The organism is Hominimerdicola aceti, assembly GCF_025567495.1.
GTDB lineage: Bacteria > Bacillota > Clostridia > Oscillospirales > Ruminococcaceae > Hominimerdicola > Hominimerdicola aceti.
On the sequence record NZ_JAOQJZ010000007.1, the window covers coordinates 134,809 to 155,011 of the forward strand.

The following is a 20,203-nucleotide window of genomic DNA, read 5'->3' on the forward strand; positions in this document are numbered from 1 at the left end:
TCAGACAGGTGGTTTTATTATGCAAAAGGACTATTTTGATATTATTGTGGTAGGTGCAGGTCACGCAGGCTGTGAAGCGGCTTTGGCGGCGGCACGCCTTGGACTAAAGACGGCACTTTTTACCATAACACTTGACGGTGTTGCCAATATGCCATGCAACCCCTCTATAGGCGGAACTGCAAAGGGACATCTTGTTCGTGAGATAGACGCTTTGGGCGGAGAAATGGGCAAGGCGGCGGATAAAACTTTTCTGCAAAGCAGGATACTCAACCGTGGAAAAGGTCCTGCCGTTCATAGTCTGAGGGCGCAGATAGACCGTGTTGAATATCATAAGCTTATGAAAAAGACTATCGAAGATACTGACGGGCTTTATCTGAAGCAGGCTGAGATAACTGATATTTTATTTGAGGAGGACGGCAAAACTGTCCGTGGTGTGCGTACAAAGCTTGGCACTGAGTATGACTGCAAGGCTGTTGTGATCTCAACGGGAACTTACCTTAGCGGCACTGTCCATGTAGGTGCAGTATCATATTCAAGCGGCCCTGACGCAACTTTGCCTGCACTCAGTCTGACAGAATGTCTTAAAAAGGCAGGAATGACAATAAGACGTTTCAAAACAGGCACTCCTGCCCGTGTACACAAGCGTTCCATAGATTTTGACAAGCTTGAAGTTCAGTGCGGTGACGATGATATAACACCATTTTCTTTTGATAATCATGAAAAACTTGAAAATAAAGTAAAATGTTATGTGGCTTATACAAATGAAGAAACACACAAGGTAATAAGAGATAACATACATCTTTCACCTATATATTCGGGTAGGATACACGCTATTGGTCCTAGATACTGTCCGTCTATCGAGGACAAAATAATGAGATTTTCGGATAAGCCAAGGCATCAGCTTTTTATTGAGCCAATGGGTCTTGACACTGACGAATATTATCTGCAAGGTATGTCGTCATCACTGCCTGAGTTCGTTCAGCTTCAATTTTTGCACACTATAAAAGGACTTGAACACGTTGAGATAATGCGAAATGCCTATGCCATAGAATATGATTGCTGCGACCCTACAGAGCTTTCTGCTACGCTGGAGTTCAAGGCTTTTGACGGTCTTTACGGCGCAGGTCAGTTCAACGGCACTTCGGGATATGAAGAAGCCGCCGCACAAGGTCTTATCGCAGGCATAAATGCCGCACTGAAAATTCTCGGCAGAAAACAGCTTATTCTTGACAGAGCGTCATCATACATAGGCACTCTTATCGATGACCTTGTTACAAAGGGCTGTTCAGACCCTTACAGAATGCTCACATCAAGAAGCGAATACAGACTTTTGCTAAGACAAGATAACGCTGACATAAGGCTCACGCCTATAGGTCATGAGATAGGGCTTATCTCAGACGAAAGATATCAGCATTTGCTTGACAAAAATGCACAGATAGCCGCTGAGATAAAGCGTGTTTCAAAGATAAATATTGCGCCAAATCCTGAGATAAATGCCTATCTTGAATCTGTAGGCACTGACCCTCTCAACAACGGCATAAAGCTTGCTCAGCTTATCCGCAGACCACAGGTGTCATATGACGGTCTTGCTCCTTTCGATAAGGAACGACCTGAGCTTTCAGCAGAAGTAAAAGAACAGGTAGAATTGCAGATAAAATATGACGGCTATATAAAGATACAGCTTGAACAGGTAGAGGCTATGCGAAAGCTGGAGAAAAAGGCTTTGCCTGCGGATATTGACTATAATGATATAAAAAGTCTTAGACTTGAAGCAATTGAAAAGCTCAATAAAATAAAGCCTGTATCAGTTGGTCAGGCAAGCCGAATCAGCGGAGTAAACCCTGCGGACGTGGGTGTGCTTTTGGTATGGCTCTCATCAAAGAATGACCATAGGGAGGAATAGTATGTCAAAGCTTATTTCTAAGGACGATTTTATAAAGCTTTTTGATAATTATGATATAACAATATCTGACAGTGATTATTCACGCTTTGAAGCTTATGCAGATCTGCTTTGTGAATGGAACGAGAAAATAAATCTTACTGCTATCACTGACCCTGAGGGAATTTCAATAAAGCATTTTTTTGACAGCGTTTATCCTTTCACACTTTTCGAGGTAAAAGAAAATGCAACGGTAATAGATGTCGGCACAGGGGCAGGATTTCCGTCCTGTCCACTGAAAATCGTCCGTGACGATATAAAGCTTACACTTTTGGATAGCCTTAATAAGAGGATAAATTTTCTTGCACAGCTTTCAGACAGTCTTGACCTTGGTGCGACTTGTATACATGGCAGAGCAGAGGAGCTTGGCAGAAGCATGGAGTGCCGTGAACAATTTGATATTGCCACAGCAAGAGCAGTAGCAAACCTCAGCGACCTTTGTGAATACTGTCTGCCTTTTGTAAAAGTCGGAGGATATTTCGTTGCATTGAAAGGCTCAGGAGGAAATGACGAGCTGAAAGAGGCTAAAAATGCTATTAAGATACTGGGAGGAAAGGTCGAAGAGGTTTTTGACTATGAACTTCCAACAGGTGACGGCAGAACGCTTATCCTCATAAGAAAAGTATCTGAAACACCTGAGAAATATCCACGCAACAAGGGTCAAATGAAAAAGAAAAAATTATAATACGAACTAAAGCAAAATACATAGCGGTGTCGGAGAACAAATCTCTGCACCGCTTTTGTAGTTTCTTATACAAAGTAAAATCCGCAAAGAGCGACAGCGATTTTGCAGCGGACAAACTGTAGACACAAATGTGTAGGGGCTGGCGCCCTCGACAGCCCGACATCGAAGCGGCTAGACTTGGATTGGTCACGAATGAAAAGAAGCAGACAATGTTATAAATTTTTGCACCAAACATTTTGTAAAAAAATACAAATGATATTGAAACCGAAACATCGATAAGCGGGACGTCGGGGGCGCCGTCCCCTACAATAAAAACAAGCAAAATAGCAAAAAAACACGCTGAATTTTTGTTCAGCGTGTTTTCTTATTGTCATTTTTAATTTAGAACTCTATCTTTGAGTAAAGACCTGAATCCTTCATTGTGTCCTCAGGCTTTGGCTTCTTGTAGTCCTTTTCAAAGCTTGTTGTGATGTCAAAACCCTTTGAGCGGCGATTGTTGTTTCTTCTTCTGCCGCCGTTCTTCTTGTAGCCGCCTCTGTTGTCATATTTTCTAGGTGTTGTAGAGCTGATTATTACCTTTCTCCATGGCTCTTCACCCTTTGACTGAGATGTTACACCCTCGATCTCTGATACAGCAGCGTGAATGATTCTTCTCTCATATGGATTCATTGGCTCGAGAGCTGATGAACGACCGCTTCTCTTTACGTTGTTTGCTATCTTTCTTGCAAGCTCTTCAAGCTGGGTCTTTCTTCTTGCCCTGAAACCATTGCAATCTGTGGATATTCTGAAATATTCTCTGTCTATCCTGTTGCATACAAGTGATGCAAGATACTGAAGTGAATCGAGGATATCGCCCTTCTTGCCGATAAGCTTCTCGAACTCTTCGCTCTTTATCTCAAAAAGTGCACCGTTTTCAAGCTTTGTTACCTCGATCTCTGTGTCTTCTATGCCCATTGCCTTTATAACATTGAGTATATATTCCTTTGCACAGTCAGCCTTTTTCTGCAAAGTGTCGCTCCACTCTGCCTCTGCCTTGACTTCTTCTTGAACTTCTGCCTTTTCTTCAACAGCCTCTGTTTTTTCAGTTACAGTTTCTACCTTTGTTTCAGGCTCATATTCAGCTTCTACCTTTGCCTCACCCTTAATCTTTCCGAAAAAGCCCTTTTTAGGCTCTTCAAGAACTGTGAAAGTGATCTTTTCTACTTCTGTTCCAAATTCAACTGCCGCCTTGTTCTTTGCTTCGTCTACAGTTGCGGCTGTAAAGATCTGTTTCATTTTTTTCTGCTCCTCTCGCTAAAAAAGTTTAGTCAACAACAGGTCAATCCTGTGAATCGTCATATTCGTCGCCATATTTTTCAGCCATTCTCTTTCTGGCTTCGTTAAGACGTCTTCTCTGCTCATCTTTAAGCTCCGTCTTTGTTTTCTTCTTAGGCTCATCGTAATCCTCATCGTCAGAAAGTGACTTTCTGATCTCAGCAGGATCCTTACCAGCCTGTATCATCTGAGCCTCAGCCATTTTCTCCATAAGAGTAGGCTTGCCCTTCTTTTTCTGCTTTGCTATATCCTTCTGAACAAGCTCTGCAACGTGTTCAGGTGTGTAGATCTTATTGAGTACGATAGTCTGTCCAAGTGCAAACAGTGAAGAATAGCACCAGTAAAGACCAAGACCTGCCGGATAGCTGAAACCGATCCACAGTGAGAAGATAGGCATACCATAAAGCATTATCTTCATTCCCATTCCGCCCATATTAGCAGCGTCAGGATTGTTTTTCTTTGCAAAATGCTGTGAAACGAATGTCACTATAAGCTGCAAAAGTGCTGATACAATAGGGATAATGCAGGAAAGATCCTTCATTGTTGGTATCTTTCCAAGGAAAAGTCCGAAAATGCTGTAGTTGAAATCTTCAGCCGCAGCCTTTACGCTTGTTGGAAGCACATCTGCATACTGTCCGCCCTCTTTTTCAGTGAAAACGAAAGTCATAAGCTCAGGTCTTGACTGAATGAGGTTTGTGGAGAAGTAATTCTCGTTAAGAATAAAAGTATCTATATCATTATGAGCCTTAATAGCATCCATAACGTTCGATATCTTGTTGTCATTAGAAAGTGCCTTTGCAGACTTTGGATACTTGTCCTTATCTGTTAAAAGCTTTTCAAGCTTATCATAAGCTTCGTCCTCAGTAGCACCGTCTTTCTCAAACTTTTCAATAAGCTTTTCTATTGTAGTATCCTTGCTTTTTACCTCAGCACTGACAACATAAAGATTTGATATCATGTTGTTTGAGTCTGTAAGCTCCTCTTTATCTGCGTTTGAAACGTAGGTAAGAGGTCCGTAAATAACAGGGATAAGAGCAAACAGAATAACCATTGTGATGACCATTGGCAAACAGCTTGCCATAGGGTTTACGCCAGCCTTGGCGTAAAGGTTCATCTGCTCTTCCTGCATCTTCTGCTGGTTTTTAGCGTATTTCTTCTTTATCTTTTCAAGCTCAGGCTGAAGCATGGTCATTCTTGCCATGCTCTTCTGCTGCTTGACGTTAAGCGGAAATACTATAAGTCTTGTAAGGATAGTGAAAAGCAGCAGTGCTATTCCGTAGTTCTTGCATACAAAATAGCAGCCCTTCATTATCCAGCCCAAAGGGGTCGCAATAATACCCATTTAATATCCTCCAGATCAATTATTTGTCATATTGATAACCTATATATCTGATTAAGCTCTCAGGCTTATTTTTTTCTGATTTTAAAATACTCAGTGGTAAGCTTGTCAGGAACATAGTCAACCCCTCCCAGACTCCACGGGTTGCACCTAAGCAGTCTCCATACAGTGAGCAGCGTGCCTTTAAAAAAGCCGTGTTTTCTGTAAGCCTCCAGCGCATATGCCGAACAGCTTGGATAATACTTGCACCTTGGTCCGAAAAGAGGACTTATAAATCGCTGATAAAACCTTATCAGCAGCTGAGCCAGTTTACTCATTTTACTTTCTCTTTGCCCTGCCTGACCTGTTATTCTTTGGAACAGGCTTATTCATCTCTTTTATGAGTCTTTTTTTTATAAATCTTTCAATATCCTGAGTTTTCTTTTCCCCTATATCGTTTCTTCCCACAAAAACTATATCATAGCCCAGCGGAAATTCCGCCTCGTTAAGTCTGTAGGCGGCTCTAACTATTCTCTTTATCCTGTTTCTCGTTACTGCACAGCCCTGCTTTTTGCCCGCCGTTATGCCAAGCCTGTTGTATGGGCTGCCGTTGGGATAAAAATATGCTGCTACAAAACTGTCTGCACAAAATCTTCCCTTTTTATAGCACCTTAAAAATGCCTTGTTATCCTTTAAAACCGTTGTGAACAGCATCTTCATTTCCCCATTGTGTACTGTTTTTACTCTTTTCGCCTTTTCACGGCAATTTTGCCAAAAAAAGATAAAGACCCAATACCATGCAAATCAATGAATGGTATATAGGTCATCTGAGGCAGCGTCCAACGACGCTTAAATACAACTGCCTAGGGACATCGATTCAGGCGTAACTAACCGCCTGAATAATGCCTGTCAGACTTATCATCAGAAACTGCCTGTATCTCTTAGTAGCTGAGTCTAGCTCTGCCCTTTGCTCTTCTTCTTGCGAGTACCTTTCTGCCGTTAGCAGTAGACATTCTCTTCATGAAGCCGTGAACTTTCTTTCTCTGAAGCTTTTTAGGCTGATATGTTCTTTTCATCGAATTCTCCTCCTTCCGCTTTCAACACTCCGTCATTTTATACAAAAAAAACGTCCTCGGAGATGTTTAAACTTATAGGGTCACAGCAAATTACAATATCGCTATGAAAAAAGCCCTTGTAATTTAATATTATAGCTCATTCACACACCATTTGTCAAGCCTGTTCATAATATTTTTATATTTTTTTTGATATTATTTTTCTTTGCTTTGAGGGGCTTACTGTCCGAAAAACCTGCCGCTTACGTCCTCCTTTTTTATGAGCATACAATATATTGTGTGCCAAATATAAATTTTATCTGTATTAAGTGTTTTTTCTTATCTTTGAAAAACATACTTTTTATTCTTATTTCTTTCCTTATATATAATATATAGGACTTGAAATTTTAAGTCAAGTGTGCTATAATAGTATAGAATTGATTAATTATGCCTGTTTATATTTTTTTTAAAACTCTGACCTGCCGTCTGTTTGACAGGGGTCACGGCGGACAGCGGAAACACCGCACAGGCAGAGCTATTTTCTAGGAGGTTATGGAGAAACAATGGATTCCTTTAATGACGTATTTCAGGAGGTCCTGAAATATTGCCGAAACTGCAAAAGTATCAGCGAGCCGGGATATAACAAATGGATAAAGATACTTGAACCGATGAAGCTTGAAAACAATGTGGCTTATTTGCTCACTGATTCTGATTTTTCAAGAGATATCACTATGAACGCCTATGAGAATCTTTTAAAAGAAGCTTTTCTCAATACTTTGGGCTTTGAGGTAGATATAAAAATACTTGTTAAAGACAAAGAAGAAGTTAATGAAACTGAGGAAAAGGATATAGAAGTCAAGGTGGCTGACTTTTCTGATGAAGAAAACAACAATCTTACCTTTGATAACTTTATCAAAGGTAAATCGAATGATCTTGCCTATGCTTTCAGCACGGCTGTCGCACATAAGTATGACGAAGATCAGAAAACGCCGTCTAACACAAATACTATATTCAACCCTCTCATCATATATGGTGATTCGGGACTTGGAAAAACTCACCTTATGAAAGCTATCGAGCATGAGGTAAAGAAAAATCACCCTGAGCTGAAAATTATTTACACCACAGGTGAATCCTTTATAAACCAGCTCGTTAAAGCTATCGAGTCAAAGGAAACTAATAAATTTCATGATAAATACAGGAATGCCGACTATCTTATGGTAGACGATATACAGACCATTGCAGGCAAGGAGCGTATGCAGGAGGAATTTTTCCATACCTTCAACGATCTTTACAATGCGGGCAAGCAGATAGTTCTCACATCGGATATTGCACCGTCAAAGATATCGAAGCTTCAAAACAGGATACTTACCAGATTTTCACTGGGCGTTCAGGTAGACGTTACGCCGCCTGATTTTGAAACAAGAATGGCTATCGTAAAGAAAAAGGCTGATATGCTGGACTTACAGCTTTCTGACAATGTCGTAAGGATAATAGCAGAGAAGATAAAGACGAACATACGTCAGCTTGAGGGAACTGTAAACAAAATAAAGGCTCTTACCATTTATACGAATGAAAGCCCGTCCATATCTATGGCTCAGAGGATAATCAAGGAAATAATCATTGAAAATCACCCTGCTGAGATAACGGTTGACAGGATACTTCAGGAGGTAGCAGCGGCATTTGACGTTACTGCTGACGACATAAAGTCAACAAACAGACGTGCAAACGTATCCCTTGCAAGAAAAATAGCGATCTATCTCTTCAAGGACGTAAAGGGCATGACCTTTATACAGATAGGAAATGAGCTTAACAAAAATCATTCAACTATGACCATACACTATCAGGACGTTGTTAAAAATCTTAAAGAGAATAAACAGCTAAAAGATACCGTTGACGACATAATCAAAAACCTCAAGGACAATTAAACGGACTATTTCAACATTTTCAACATAGTTTTCAACAATTTTGTTGAATATCCGGACTTGGATATATAAAGCTTTGCGGAATGTTTTTCAAAACTTTGCACAATGAAGTTTAAACAATGGTGTTATAAAATAAAACACCGATTTTCAGGTTTCAACATTTTTTGCGATAATAATAAACATTCAACAAACATTTTTTCAACTTTTCAAACACAAAAAAAGTTTTTGAAAACACAGTTGAAGTGATGTTAAAATAAACTTGAAAAGCAAAACAAGTCTGCAAAAGGTTTTGAATGACTTTTCAACCATTTCAACACACTCTACTACTAATACTAATTTAATATTGATTTATTTATATATTATCAGAGCAAAAAAATATAAGTTTGAGAAATCCATATGTTGAAAAAACAAAAGTCAGATAAATGTAATTTTTTTAGAAAGGAAATTGCTATGAAAATTCTGTGTAATAATGCTTCACTTTGCGGAGCAGTAACAAATGTTTCAAAAGCAGTGTCAGAACGTGCTGCACTTAAATCTCTTGAGGGAATAAAATTCAAGCTTGAAAACTCAATGCTGGAGCTTACCGGCTATGACCTTGAGATAGGTATAAAAACTGTTATACCAGTAAAGAGCGACGATTCGGGAGAATTTATACTTAATGCAAGACTTTTTGCTGAAATGATAAGGAAAATGCCTTCTGAAGAGATCCTGATAGAGGTTTCTGAAAATTTTCAGGTGACGATCTCAGGAGGAGTTACCACATTCAATATCCCTGCAACATCAGCAGAGGAATATCCTGCACTACCTAAGAAAGAGGAAGAAAACAAGATAACTATCTCTCAGCCTGTTCTTAAGGATATGATAAATCAGACAAAGTTTGCCGTGGCTGTTACAGACCTTAAGCCTGTTCTTAAGGGCGAGCTTTTTGAGATCGAAAACGGTACTCTTACTCTTGTTGCCCTTGACGGATATAGACTTGCTGTGAGATATGAGCCTATAAAGTATGACGGAAGTCTTAAATTCGTCGTTCCTGCAAAAACTCTCTCTGAAATAGCAGCACTTCTGGGAGATAATGACGAAGAAACAGCCTCCGTTTATCTCTCAAAAAATCATGTTGTGTTTGAATTAAACGGCTATCTTGTTTATTCAAGACTTATCGAGGGCGAGTTCCACCCTTATAAGTCAGCTATACCGACTACTTGCACAACTGAGGTCATTGTTGACAGGAAAGAGCTTATTGCCGCTCTTGAAAGAAGTTTGATACTTATAAGTGACAGAACACCGTCACCTGCAAGATGCTATTTTGAAAATAATTCTATAAAAATAAACTGCTCAACAAGCGTTGGAAAGATAACAGACGAGATAAAGGCTGATATAGCAGGTCCTGTTATCGAGATAGGCTTCAAGTGCAAATATCTTCTTGACCCTCTGAAGGTCATAAAGGAAGATAAGGTCAAATTGCAGATGAGCGGAAGTCTGCTGCCTATGAAGATAGTTCCGTGTGAGGGCGACGCTTATACTTACCTCGTTCTCCCTGTAAGACTAGCAAAGGAATAAGAATATGAAATATCAACAGATAGATGTAAATATAAAATCAGAGTTTATAAAGCTCGATTCTCTGCTTAAATATGCAGGCGTTGTGGAAACAGGCGGCATTGGCAAGGAGATAATCCTCGAGGAGAGAATTAAAGTAAACGGTGAGGTCTGCACAATGAGGGGAAAGAAGATCCGCCCCGGAGATAAGGTGCAGATAGACGAGATAGCTACAGAGATAGTGGTAAAATAAAATGGTGATAACCAAAATTTCCGCAGACGGATTTAAAAATCTCAAAAAAGTCGAGATATATCCTCATGAGAAAATGAATATTTTCTGCGGAAAGAATGCTCAGGGCAAAACAAATCTTATAGAAGCTATATGGCTTTGCAGCGGAGTGAGGTCTTTTCGCAACACAAAAGACAGAGAAATGATAGATATAAACGGACAGTTCATGAATATCGACATTTCATTTAAAAACAGCTTTCGCAGTCAGGATATACATTTTGCAATGGCTAGACCTAATGTGAGAGAAAAAAACGTCACCTTGAACGGCGTAAAACTGAAAACTCCCTCAAAGCTTTTCGGAAGCCTTGATTGTGTTATCTTTACTCCTGAGGATCTGGAGCTTTCAAAAGGCTCTCCCGAAAACAGACGGCAGTTTCTTGACCTTTCAGTGTCACAGATAAAAAATTCCTACAGCTCTGTTATCTCAAAATATGATGATCTTATAGAGCAGAGAAATATATTGTTAAAAAATATCTGTTACGGCAGATCAAAAAGAGAAGAGCTTGAAGTGTGGGATATCCAGCTTGCTCAGCTTGGGGCTTATATCTCGCTTTTAAGATATAATTATACCAAAAAGCTCGATATGTTCGCAAAAAAGCTTTATGAGGATATATCAGAGGGCAGAGAAAGGCTGGAGCTTGAATATTATTCCACTGTGTATTCAAATCTGGAGGGCAGAAAAGATTATGCAGGAGAAATGGCTGAAGAGTATCTGAACTGCCTGCAAAATAATCTTGAGGACGATATAAGAGCAGGATTTACACAGAAAGGTGTTCACAGAGACGATCTTGCGGGAAAAATAAACGGACTGGCAGTTAGACAATTCGCTTCTCAGGGACAGCACCGCTCTCTTGCTCTTATTTTGAAGCTTTCGCAGGCTTATATACTTGCCGAGGAGATAGATGACAGCCCGTGTATACTTCTCGATGATGTTTTGAGCGAGCTTGACCTATCAAGGCAGAAGTTCGTTATCTCGAAAATACACGATATGCAGGTCTTTATAACCTGCTGTGACAGGAATATTCCCTTTGACGAGAAAAGCCATGGAAAGATATTCAATATAGAAAACGGAATGATAGTTCAGGAGAATAAGTGATGTTTCTGCATTTAGGAAATAACTATTTAGTCAATACTAAAGATATCATAGGGATCTTCGATATAGAGAACACCTCTGTTTCTGCCAACACAAAGGAATTTCTTAATTTTGCGGCAAAAAACAGACGTGTTGTGAACTGCACATATGAGATGCCTAAAAGCTTTGTGGTGTGCCTTGATAAAGACTTTACGGAAACTGTGTATATAAGTCAGATGAGCTGTGCCACACTTTTGAAAAGAAGCAAAAGAATTCCTGAATGATGAATCAAAGAAATAAGATGATAAGATAAAAAACAAGTGATGAGGGGGTTATTTTTTGGAAAATAACAACGAGATCGAGATCCAGAACACCGAGGAAATATCCATGGTGGATAAGCAAAATGATTATAATGAAAATCAGATACAGGTGCTGGAGGGTCTTGAAGCGGTAAGAAAAAGACCTGGTATGTATATCGGATCAACAGGTCCAAAGGGACTTCACCACCTTGTCTACGAGATAGTTGACAACGCTATCGATGAGGCATTGGCAGGATATTGCACTGAGATAGAAGTAGAGATACTTCCCGGGGACATTATCAGAGTTACCGATAACGGACGTGGTATCCCTACAGGTATACACCCAAAGGAGAAAATATCTGCTGCAACGGTAGTTTATACCATTCTCCACGCAGGCGGAAAGTTCGGCGGCGGCGGATATAAGGTAGCAGGCGGACTTCACGGCGTTGGTGCGTCTGTAGTAAACGCCCTCTCAGAATATCTTGAGCTTACAGTTTATGACGGAAAACATATTCATTTTCAGAGATTTGACAGAGGTAATTATTCAGAGCCGCTGAAAATAATCGGCGATACTGATAAAACAGGTACTTCCGTTCTCTTTAAGCCTGACCCTGAGATCTTTCAGGAAACAACAGTGTTTGACTATGAAACACTGCTTAAAAGACTTAGAGAACAGGCATTCCTTAATGCTGGTATAAAGATAATATTCACTGATAAGAGAAATGAATCAGAGCCTGTGGGCGAAACTCTCCATTATGAGGGCGGTATAAGACAGTTTGTGGAGCATATCCACAAAACAAGAGGCGTTACTCCGCTTTCTGAGGAAGTTATCTATGTCAACGGCATGGAGGGCGATACTTTTGCCGAGATAGCTTTGCAGTATAACGATACTTATAATGACCTTATATTGTCATTTGCTAATAATATCCATACTCCTGACGGCGGTACTCATGAAACAGGCTTCAAAAATGCTCTTACAAAGGTAATAAATAACTACGGTAAGAAGTTCGGCTATCTTAAAGACGACGATAAGCTTCTTGGCGACGATGTAAGAGAGGGTCTGACGGCTATAGTATCCGTTAAGCTCACAAACTGTGAGTTTGAGGGACAGACAAAGGGCAGACTTGGCAATCCTGAAGTAAGACCTTTCGTTGACAAGATAGTTACCGAAAAGCTTATGAACTACTTTGAGGAAAACCCTACTGTGGCAAAGGCTATTTTTGATAAATCCGTTCAGGCACAAAAGGCAAGAGAAGCCGCAAAGAAAGCAAGAGAACTTACAAGAAGAAAATCTGCTCTTGAATCCTCTTCATTGCCTGGCAAACTTGCAGATTGCTCAGAGAGAGATGCTTCACTCACCGAGATCTATATCGTCGAGGGAGATTCTGCGGGCGGTTCTGCAAAGGAAGGCAGAGATAGAAAATATCAGGCTATACTTCCTTTGTGGGGAAAAATGCTCAACGTTGAAAAAGCTAGGATAGATAAGGTATACGGCAATGAAAAGCTTATGCCTGTTGTTACCGCACTTGGAACATCAATAGGCGAGGACTTTGACCTTTCAAAGCTTCGTTACGGCAAAGTTATAATCATGGCCGATGCCGATGTGGACGGTTCTCATATCAGAACGCTTCTGCTTACATTCTTCTTTAGATTTATGCGTCCTCTTATCGAGGATGGTCATATCTATCTTGCTCAGCCACCGCTTTTCAAGGTTGCAAGGGGCAAGCAGGTCAGATATGCTTTTTCAGACGCAGAAAGAGATCAGTATATTTCTGAGCTTTCAGGAGAGAACAACCTGAAGGTAAACGTTCAGAGATATAAAGGTCTTGGTGAGATGGACCCTGAACAGCTTTGGGAAACAACCATGGATCCTGAAAGAAGAACTATGATAAAGGTGACAATGGAGGACGCTGTTAAGGCGGACGAGATATTCACTATTCTTATGGGCGATAAGGTCGCACCGAGAAAAGAATTTATAGAGAAAAATGCAGAGTATGTAAAGGATCTTGACGTTTAAAGAAAGGATACTGCTTTGGATAACAACGAAAATAAAAATCAGGAAACAGAGCTTGAAGAGGTAAAGACAGAGGAAACTGTTGAAACGGCTGAGAAAGCTGTGGATAATGCTGATGAGGTGGAAGAAGCAAAGATAGAAAAAGAGCCTGTTTTGAGCTTTGAGTATGATGTGAAAAACGAGGAAGAGGAAAGAGCTTTTTTAGCCTTTCAGAGAAAATTCGTTTATGCGCATAACTGGAAGATAACAGCGGCTTTCGGCGTTGTTGCGGTGCTTTTTATAGTGTCCATAGTGAGAAACCCTTCGGGATATCTTAACTGGGTGCTGGCGTTCATATGCCTTGCAATAATCGTTCTCACATGGTATAACACCAGAAGAATAAGAAAATATCTTATGCAGGCACTTAAACCTCTTGAGGACGACAAGTATGTTTTCACCCTCTATGATGACAGCTTCAAAATAGAAACGCTGCCGACAGAGGAGGAAAAGCAGGAGGAGGACTTTACCCCTGTTCCACCGAGGATAGTTGGTTTTGAGGATATCTCACTGAACGTTTTGGAAAATGACGAAATGTTTATTATAATACTCAAAAAGGAAACTATTTATGTGCTTGCAAAAAGAGTTATGAACGAGCAGCAGCAGGAAACACTGAGAAAAACTTTTTCAGAGCTGCTTGATAGCGATTATGAAATGATAGATAATAAATAAGAACAGGATATGTTCTTTTCAAAGTAAACCGAAAGGTTAAAAAGGAGTGGATAAAGTGAGCGATTATAACGTTATTGACACTGATGTTGAAGCGATAATGAAAGAATCTTTCATTCAATATTCAATGGCGGTAATTGTATCCAGAGCCTTACCTGATGTAAGGGACGGACTTAAACCTGTTCACAGAAGAATTTTATATACCATGTATGAAAATGGTCTTACACCTGATCAAGCTTACAGAAAATGTGCTGACACAGTAGGTTCTGTGCTTGGTAAATATCACCCACACGGTGACGCATCAGTTTATGACGCACTTGTAAGACTTGCTCAGAAGTTCTCAATGAGATATCCTCTTGTTGACGGTCACGGAAACTTTGGTTCCGTTGACGGCGACCCTCCGGCTGCCTACCGTTATACTGAGGCTAAAATGGCTAAGATGTCAGTAAATATGCTGACAGATATAAACAAAACAACTGTTGATTTTCAGTCAAACTATGATGACAGACTGAAAGAGCCTGTTGTGCTGCCGTCAAGATTTCCAAATCTTCTTTGTAACGGCTCAGTAGGTATCGCTGTGGGCATGGCAACGAATATCCCTCCTCATAACCTCCATGAAGTTATCGAGGGAATGAAAACTGTCATGAAAAACCCTGATTGCACACTTGATGAGCTTATGCAGAGCATAAAGGGTCCTGACTTCCCTACAGGCGGTATCATCATGGGCAGGTCTGGTATCAGAGCGGCTTACGGTACTGGTCGAGGAAAGATAACACTGCGTTCAAAGACCTCTATCGAGGAGATAAAGGGCAGAAACTGCATTATTGTCACTGAGATACCTTACATGGTAAACAAGGCAAGACTTGTTGAGTCTATCGCTGACCTTGTTAAGGAAAAGCGTATCGACGGAATACATTATATCAACGATGAATCCGGCAAGGACGGAATGAGGATCGTTATCGAACTGAAAAAGGACGCTAATCCGCAGGTAGTTCTCAACAAGCTGTTCAGCTATACACAGCTTCAGGATACTGTGGGCGTTATAATGCTTGCTCTTGTGAACGGTATCCCTAAGGTGCTGACCCTCAAGGAAATGCTTGAGCAGTATATAGACTTTCAGGTCGATGTTATCACAAGAAGAACTAAGTTCGATCTTAACAAGGCTAAGGAAAGAGAGCATATCTTAAAGGGTCTTGTTATCGCACTTGACAATATCGACGAAGTTATCGAGATAATGAAAACTTCAAAGAATATCCCTGAGGCTAAACAAAGACTTAATCAGCGTTTTGGTCTTACAGATATTCAGGCTGACCATATCGCAAATATGACCCTCGGCCGTCTGACCGGTATGGAAAGACAGAAGATAATCGACGAGTTGGCTGAGATCGAAGTTAAGATAGCTGACCTTGAAGATATCCTTGCAAATCATCAGAGAATACTTGATATAATCATTGAAGAGGTCGAGGCTATTCAGGATAAGTTCGGTGACGAGAGAAGAACTCAGATAGAAAATGTCAGCGGTGAAGTTGATATCGAAGATCTTATCCCTGTTGAGGAAAGCGTTGTTACCTATACAAATGCAGGATATATAAAGAGAATGCCTGTTTCAGAGTATAAGGCTCAGAAGCGTGGCGGACGTGGCGTAACGGGTATGAAACAGCGTGAGGACGATTATATCGACGAGCTTCAGACCTGTTCTTCACATGACAATATACTCTTTATCTCCAATAAGGGCATAATGTATAAGCTCAAATGCTATGAGCTTCCGGAGGGTTCAAAGGCTTCAAGAGGCACAAATATAGTAAATCTTCTTGAACTGGGCGAGGGAGAGAAGATAGCCGCAATGATAAAAACTGCCGACTTTGACGAGGGCAAGTATATAGTCATGGTAACAAAGAACGGCAAGATAAAGAGAACTCCGCTGACTTCCTACAGAAATGTAAGAAAGAACGGTCTTATTGCAATCGGTCTTGATGAGGGCGATGAGATAGCAGGAGTAAGAATGACCTTTGGCGACAATGAGGTTATCGTTGCAACGCATAATGGTTATGCTATCAGGATAAGAGAAACTGACATAAGAGAGATGTCAAGAGTTGCACACGGCGTAAAGGCTATTAAACTCAGGGGCAGCGATTATGTTGTATCAATGGCAAGAGTAAGAGAGGGTGCAAGCGTTCTCACTGTTGCTGAAAATGGTCTTGGCAGACGTGTTCCGCTGGAGTCTTATAAGGTACAGAACAGAGGCGGCTACGGTCTTATGAACTATAAGAGCGGCGGAGTATGCGGAATAAAGGTCGTTGATGATGAAGATGATATCATCATGATATCCACAGACGGCATTGTTATCAGAATAAGAGCCTGCGATATCAGCATGATGAGCAGATATTCCCGTGGCGTAAGACTTATGAGAGTCGGCGAGGACGGCAGAGTGGTTTCATTCACAAGAACCGAGCATGACGATGATGTTGAAACGGCAGAGGTAGAAAAGGCTACTGCCGAGGAGATAGCAGAGGCTCAGGCTGAGGAAAATGCTGAGGTCATTGAAGATAATACCGAAAGCGTTGAGAATGAGGATTCTGAGAACACGGAAGAATAAAGAATGAATAATATGACACAAATTTTTGACATTAGCGAAGTTGAGAATGGATTATCTTTATTTAAAGAAGACAAACCATTTAGTGATGAAAAAAAGCTAAAGGTATATTATATATCCGATATGCATTTAGAACATCATTTTAATTATGAGATATCCATTCAAAAGCAAATAAATAAAATAGTTAAAGATTTATTTAGTGATGATTTTAAATCAGATTTATCAATGAATAATTTAGTTGTTTTATTTAATGGAGATATCGCTGATAATGCAGAATTTGTGTCATTATTTTTTAATCAGTTTATCCTTAGGTGGAATTATGTACTTTATAAAAGATATAAAGTAAATCAATCTAATATATTACCTGATGAAGAAGTAAAAGCATATGAAAAAATTCGAGATCAGCAAATAGATAGATTAAATAAAATTGGAAAATTATATAAAAAGAAAAATCTATGTGAAAAACTTCTGTCATTAGACATTTCTGATCTTGATAAAAGTATCAAAAAAATGAAATTGCCTGAATATGTTATAAATATTATAGAAAAAATTACGAAATGTGATTATAAAATAAGGTTTATAAATAATTATATTATTCCATATGTTGAAAAAAGAGAAAAATTCACTTTTATTAAAACAAAACTTCCTATATTTGTAACGTTAGGAAATCATGAAATCTCAAACTTTGATACTTTAAGTCAAGCGTATAATTATTATAAATCTCTTTATGATTCACTTGGAATTAAGCTTTTGCATAATAATTCTTATGAAAATGATGATTATATTATTTTTGGTGGTATAGGTTTTGCTAAGTATAATGAAAGATATAATGCAGATAGTTTGTGTGGACCCAGATTATTTTCGAGAAAAGAAGAAATAAAAGAATCAGATTTGTTTTTTAAGGAGTATAAAAATAGATTAGATAATGCTATAAATCAAAAGAAAAAATTAATAGTAGTAAGTCATTATCCAGTAAGAGATTGGTCGCTAAACTATGTGACTGATTTGCATTGTTCTTATTTTACAGGACACACTCATCAAAATCAAAATTTATTGCAAAAGAATATTTATGCAGATAATCAAATAGGATACTATAATAATTGTTTTAAAATGAAATCAGTAAATTTAGGTGTAGCTAGCAATCCATTTTTTGACTATAAAGACGGGTATCATGTTATAACCACTGAAGATTATGCAAAATTTTATAATTATTCAAAAGAGCGTATTCAAGGAACAAGACTCATAGAAAATCAAATAAAAAACTATGGGGAAAAGTTTTATATGATAAAACACAAAGGTAAGTATGTATTTTTCCTCATAAGCCATATAAACACTAAAATTTGTATTGGTGGAAAAATAAAAACGATTAGTAATTGTAGTGATATCGAACATTTTGATAAAATTTTCGATAAAATGGTAAATAAATATATAGAACTATTTGCACCTTATTGGAAATATATAAATCAAATGGCGAGTGAAGTAAAATCCTTAGGTTATTGTGGAGATGTACATGGTTGTATTGTAGATTTAGATTTTTGCAATCATATTATGATAAATCCACTTGATCAAAAGGTGACATTTTATAATTCACCAACCATGGGGTTTGTAAAGATATTTGATAATTTAGAAAATTTAATAACCTATATGAATAATGGATATATTTTAAATATTGAAAAGAAAAAAATGTTAGAACTTAAAAATAATAATGCAATAATAAGTAAAACAAGCCAAGAAATTTCACAAGAAGTAGGTGAACTTATAAAAATAGATATAAAAAATAGTGTATATTCAATTTCAAATTATATGAGACAAATACAAAGATTATTTGATTCAAATATCCTTAGAGATTGGAACGAAGATATAATAAGCATACAAAAAAAGGTGAGCGGCACATGACCGTTCACCTTTTTGCATATCAAAATTACTTTGTTATCTTGTCCTTGCCACCCATGTACATTCTCAGTGGCTCAGGGATATTAACTGTTCCGTCAGCATTGAGATTGTTCTCGAGGAATGCGATAAGCATTCTTGGAGGTGCAACAACTGTGTTGTTAAGAGTGTGAGCAAAATACTTTGTGCCGTCCTCTGCCTTTATTCTTATGCCAAGACGTCTTGCCTGTGCGTCGCCAAGATTTGAGCAAGAACCAACTTCAAAATACTTCTTCTGTCTTGGACTCCATGCCTCAACGTCACAGCTCTTTACCTTGAGGTCTGCAAGGTCGCCTGAGCAGCACTCAAGTGTTCTTACAGGAATATCAAGTGAACGGAAGAAATCAACAGAATTCTGCCACAGCTTGTCATACCATGCCATGCTATCTTCAGGCTTGCAGACAACTATCATTTCCTGCTTTTCAAACTGATGTATTCTGTAAACGCCTCTCTCTTCGATGCCGTGTGCGCCAACTTCTTTTCTGAAGCATGGTGAATAGCTTGTGAGAGTCTTTGGAAGCTCGCCCTCTGGAATGATAGTGTCGATAAATCTGCCTATCATTGAATGCTCAGAAGTACCGATGAGATAAAGATCCTCTCCCTCTATCTTGTACATCATGCCTTCCATTTCAGAAAAGCTCATAACACCTGTAACAACGTCTGAACGTATCATGTAAGGAGGAATGAAATATGTGAAACCTCTGTCTATCATGAAATCTCTGGCATATGAAAGAATTGCAGAATGAAGTCTTGCAATGTCGCCCATAAGATAATAGAAGCCGTTTCCTGATGTTCTTCTTGCACTGTCAAGGTCGATGCCGTTAAAGCTTTCCATAATGTCAACGTGATATGGGATCTCATAATCAGGAACAACAGGCTCTCCGAATTTTTCAATCTCTACGTTCTCGCTGTCGTCCTTGCCTATAGGAACGCTTGGGTCGATAATGTTAGGGATAACGAGCATTCTCTCACGGATCTTGCCCTCAAGCTCCTTTTCCTTTTCAGCCATAGCGTCAAGCTCAGCACCGATAGCGGAAACCTCAGCTTTTACCTTCTCAGCTTCGTCCTTCTGACCCTTAGCCATAAGACCGCCTATCTGCTTGCTCATTACCTTTCTTTTATTTCTCAGCTCGTCAGCCTTTGTCTTGGCTGCTCTGTATTCCTCGTCAAACTGAGCTACCTCGTCAACAAGAACGAGCTTTTCGTCCTGAAACTTCTTTTTGATGTTTTCCTTGACAAGCTCAGGATTTGTACGGATAAGCTTAATATCTATCATTTTACATACTCCTTTTAGCTGACGCAAAAAAAATTCCTTACGTCGCAATATTTATCCTTTTAATAATATCACTAAAAGGAGATTTTGTCAAGACAAAGCCCCTTTAAAACAGGCTTTTGAAACAGGTTTTGAGAGAACTTATTTCATAGATGAAATACAATCAAGATATAAGTAACAGTGCGAATTTCATAAAAACTATTGACATTTTGTATCAAACGTTTTATAATTATAAGGTGAATGTGTTCGTTATGGGTGTATTGTGC

17 protein-coding genes are annotated in these 20,203 nt (G+C 39.1%); 11 read left to right on the forward strand and 6 right to left on the reverse strand.

Going from position 1 to position 20,203, the window contains the following annotated elements:
* The first annotated feature begins 19 nt into the window (after positions 1-19).
* A complete protein-coding gene (gene mnmG, locus OCV57_RS08400; RefSeq protein WP_267301141.1) occupies positions 20-1,903 on the forward strand; it encodes a tRNA uridine-5-carboxymethylaminomethyl(34) synthesis enzyme MnmG in 1,884 nt (627 codons plus the stop codon).
* Position 1,904: 1 nt separating this feature from the next.
* Positions 1,905-2,624, forward strand: coding sequence for a 16S rRNA (guanine(527)-N(7))-methyltransferase RsmG (gene rsmG, locus OCV57_RS08405; RefSeq protein WP_117857002.1), 720 nt, complete (start codon positions 1,905-1,907; stop codon positions 2,622-2,624).
* A 381-nt stretch (positions 2,625-3,005) separates the two neighbouring features.
* Here the strand turns inward: rsmG and jag are convergent, their stop codons facing one another.
* The 5 genes from jag to rpmH form a co-directional block, all read right to left on the reverse strand.
* A complete protein-coding gene (jag, locus tag OCV57_RS08410) occupies positions 3,006-3,899 on the reverse strand; it encodes an RNA-binding cell elongation regulator Jag/EloR (protein WP_267301142.1) in 894 nt (297 codons plus the stop codon).
* A 43-nt stretch (positions 3,900-3,942) separates the two neighbouring features.
* Entirely contained in the window at positions 3,943-5,280 is a 1,338-nt protein-coding gene (locus tag OCV57_RS08415; RefSeq protein WP_117957384.1) for a YidC/Oxa1 family membrane protein insertase, read from the reverse strand.
* 65 nt (positions 5,281-5,345) lie between these two features.
* Positions 5,346-5,594 (reverse strand): membrane protein insertion efficiency factor YidD, encoded by a 249-nt coding sequence (yidD, locus tag OCV57_RS08420; RefSeq protein ID WP_022287185.1) that lies wholly within the window; start codon positions 5,592-5,594, stop codon positions 5,346-5,348.
* 1 nt (position 5,595) lies between these two features.
* The gene (rnpA, locus tag OCV57_RS08425) at positions 5,596-5,970 is read right to left on the reverse strand and encodes a ribonuclease P protein component (RefSeq protein ID WP_038672794.1); all 375 of its coding nucleotides are present in this window, start codon (positions 5,968-5,970) and stop codon (positions 5,596-5,598) included.
* A gap of 227 nt (positions 5,971-6,197) precedes the next feature.
* Complete coding sequence (gene rpmH, locus OCV57_RS08430; protein ID WP_022287187.1) at positions 6,198-6,332, reverse strand: 50S ribosomal protein L34; 135 nt, start codon at positions 6,330-6,332, stop codon at positions 6,198-6,200.
* Positions 6,333-6,871: 539 nt separating this feature from the next.
* Between rpmH and dnaA the strand changes: the two genes are divergently transcribed.
* From dnaA to OCV57_RS08475, 9 genes are all read left to right on the forward strand, one after another.
* Positions 6,872-8,233: a chromosomal replication initiator protein DnaA gene (gene dnaA, locus OCV57_RS08435; RefSeq protein WP_022287188.1), complete on the forward strand. Its 1,362-nt coding sequence runs from the start codon at positions 6,872-6,874 to the stop codon at positions 8,231-8,233.
* A 447-nt stretch (positions 8,234-8,680) separates the two neighbouring features.
* A complete protein-coding gene (gene dnaN, locus OCV57_RS08440) occupies positions 8,681-9,787 on the forward strand; it encodes a DNA polymerase III subunit beta (protein WP_022287189.1) in 1,107 nt (368 codons plus the stop codon).
* A 4-nt stretch (positions 9,788-9,791) separates the two neighbouring features.
* Positions 9,792-10,016, forward strand: a complete 225-nt coding sequence (locus OCV57_RS08445) for an RNA-binding S4 domain-containing protein (protein ID WP_022287190.1) — start codon at positions 9,792-9,794, stop codon at positions 10,014-10,016.
* Between the two features lies 1 nt (position 10,017).
* Entirely contained in the window at positions 10,018-11,148 is a 1,131-nt protein-coding gene (gene recF / locus OCV57_RS08450; protein WP_267301148.1) for a DNA replication/repair protein RecF, read from the forward strand.
* Entirely contained in the window at positions 11,148-11,408 is a 261-nt protein-coding gene (remB, locus tag OCV57_RS08455; RefSeq protein WP_267301149.1) for an extracellular matrix regulator RemB, read from the forward strand. The genes recF and remB overlap by 1 nt, the downstream gene beginning before the upstream one ends.
* A 103-nt stretch (positions 11,409-11,511) precedes the next feature.
* Complete coding sequence (gyrB, locus tag OCV57_RS08460; protein ID WP_081856017.1) at positions 11,512-13,440, forward strand: DNA topoisomerase (ATP-hydrolyzing) subunit B; 1,929 nt, start codon at positions 11,512-11,514, stop codon at positions 13,438-13,440.
* 15 nt (positions 13,441-13,455) lie between these two features.
* Positions 13,456-14,145, forward strand: coding sequence for a hypothetical protein (locus OCV57_RS08465; RefSeq protein ID WP_267301150.1), 690 nt, complete (start codon positions 13,456-13,458; stop codon positions 14,143-14,145).
* Between the two features lie 55 nt (positions 14,146-14,200).
* Positions 14,201-16,738 carry a DNA gyrase subunit A gene (gene gyrA / locus OCV57_RS08470; protein ID WP_022287195.1) on the forward strand — a complete coding sequence of 846 codons (2,538 nt, stop codon included), beginning with the start codon at positions 14,201-14,203 and terminating at the stop codon, positions 16,736-16,738.
* 3 nt (positions 16,739-16,741) lie between these two features.
* Positions 16,742-18,631, forward strand: coding sequence for a metallophosphoesterase (locus OCV57_RS08475; protein ID WP_267301151.1), 1,890 nt, complete (start codon positions 16,742-16,744; stop codon positions 18,629-18,631).
* A gap of 25 nt (positions 18,632-18,656) precedes the next feature.
* Here OCV57_RS08475 and serS read toward each other — a convergent pair whose 3' ends face one another.
* Positions 18,657-19,940, reverse strand: coding sequence for a serine--tRNA ligase (gene serS / locus OCV57_RS08480; protein WP_117856987.1), 1,284 nt, complete (start codon positions 19,938-19,940; stop codon positions 18,657-18,659).
* Positions 19,941-20,203: the final 263 nt, after the last annotated feature.

What these genes read in the sequence shown, in the direction of transcription:
- mnmG (WP_267301141.1), top strand. Translation starts at nt 20, where the DNA reads ATGCAAAAGGACTATTTTGATATTATTGTGGTAGGTGCAGGTCACGCA.
- rsmG (WP_117857002.1), top strand. Translation starts at nt 1,905, where the DNA reads ATGTCAAAGCTTATTTCTAAGGACGATTTTATAAAGCTTTTTGATAAT.
- jag (WP_267301142.1), bottom strand. Translation starts at nt 3,899, where the DNA reads ATGAAACAGATCTTTACAGCCGCAACTGTAGACGAAGCAAAGAACAAG.
- OCV57_RS08415 (WP_117957384.1), bottom strand. Translation starts at nt 5,280, where the DNA reads ATGGGTATTATTGCGACCCCTTTGGGCTGGATAATGAAGGGCTGCTAT.
- yidD (WP_022287185.1), bottom strand. Translation starts at nt 5,594, where the DNA reads ATGAGTAAACTGGCTCAGCTGCTGATAAGGTTTTATCAGCGATTTATA.
- rnpA (WP_038672794.1), bottom strand. Translation starts at nt 5,970, where the DNA reads ATGCTGTTCACAACGGTTTTAAAGGATAACAAGGCATTTTTAAGGTGC.
- rpmH (WP_022287187.1), bottom strand. Translation starts at nt 6,332, where the DNA reads ATGAAAAGAACATATCAGCCTAAAAAGCTTCAGAGAAAGAAAGTTCAC.
- dnaA (WP_022287188.1), top strand. Translation starts at nt 6,872, where the DNA reads ATGGATTCCTTTAATGACGTATTTCAGGAGGTCCTGAAATATTGCCGA.
- dnaN (WP_022287189.1), top strand. Translation starts at nt 8,681, where the DNA reads ATGAAAATTCTGTGTAATAATGCTTCACTTTGCGGAGCAGTAACAAAT.
- OCV57_RS08445 (WP_022287190.1), top strand. Translation starts at nt 9,792, where the DNA reads ATGAAATATCAACAGATAGATGTAAATATAAAATCAGAGTTTATAAAG.
- recF (WP_267301148.1), top strand. Translation starts at nt 10,018, where the DNA reads ATGGTGATAACCAAAATTTCCGCAGACGGATTTAAAAATCTCAAAAAA.
- remB (WP_267301149.1), top strand. Translation starts at nt 11,148, where the DNA reads ATGTTTCTGCATTTAGGAAATAACTATTTAGTCAATACTAAAGATATC.
- gyrB (WP_081856017.1), top strand. Translation starts at nt 11,512, where the DNA reads ATGGTGGATAAGCAAAATGATTATAATGAAAATCAGATACAGGTGCTG.
- OCV57_RS08475 (WP_267301151.1), top strand. Translation starts at nt 16,742, where the DNA reads ATGAATAATATGACACAAATTTTTGACATTAGCGAAGTTGAGAATGGA.
- serS (WP_117856987.1), bottom strand. Translation starts at nt 19,940, where the DNA reads ATGATAGATATTAAGCTTATCCGTACAAATCCTGAGCTTGTCAAGGAA.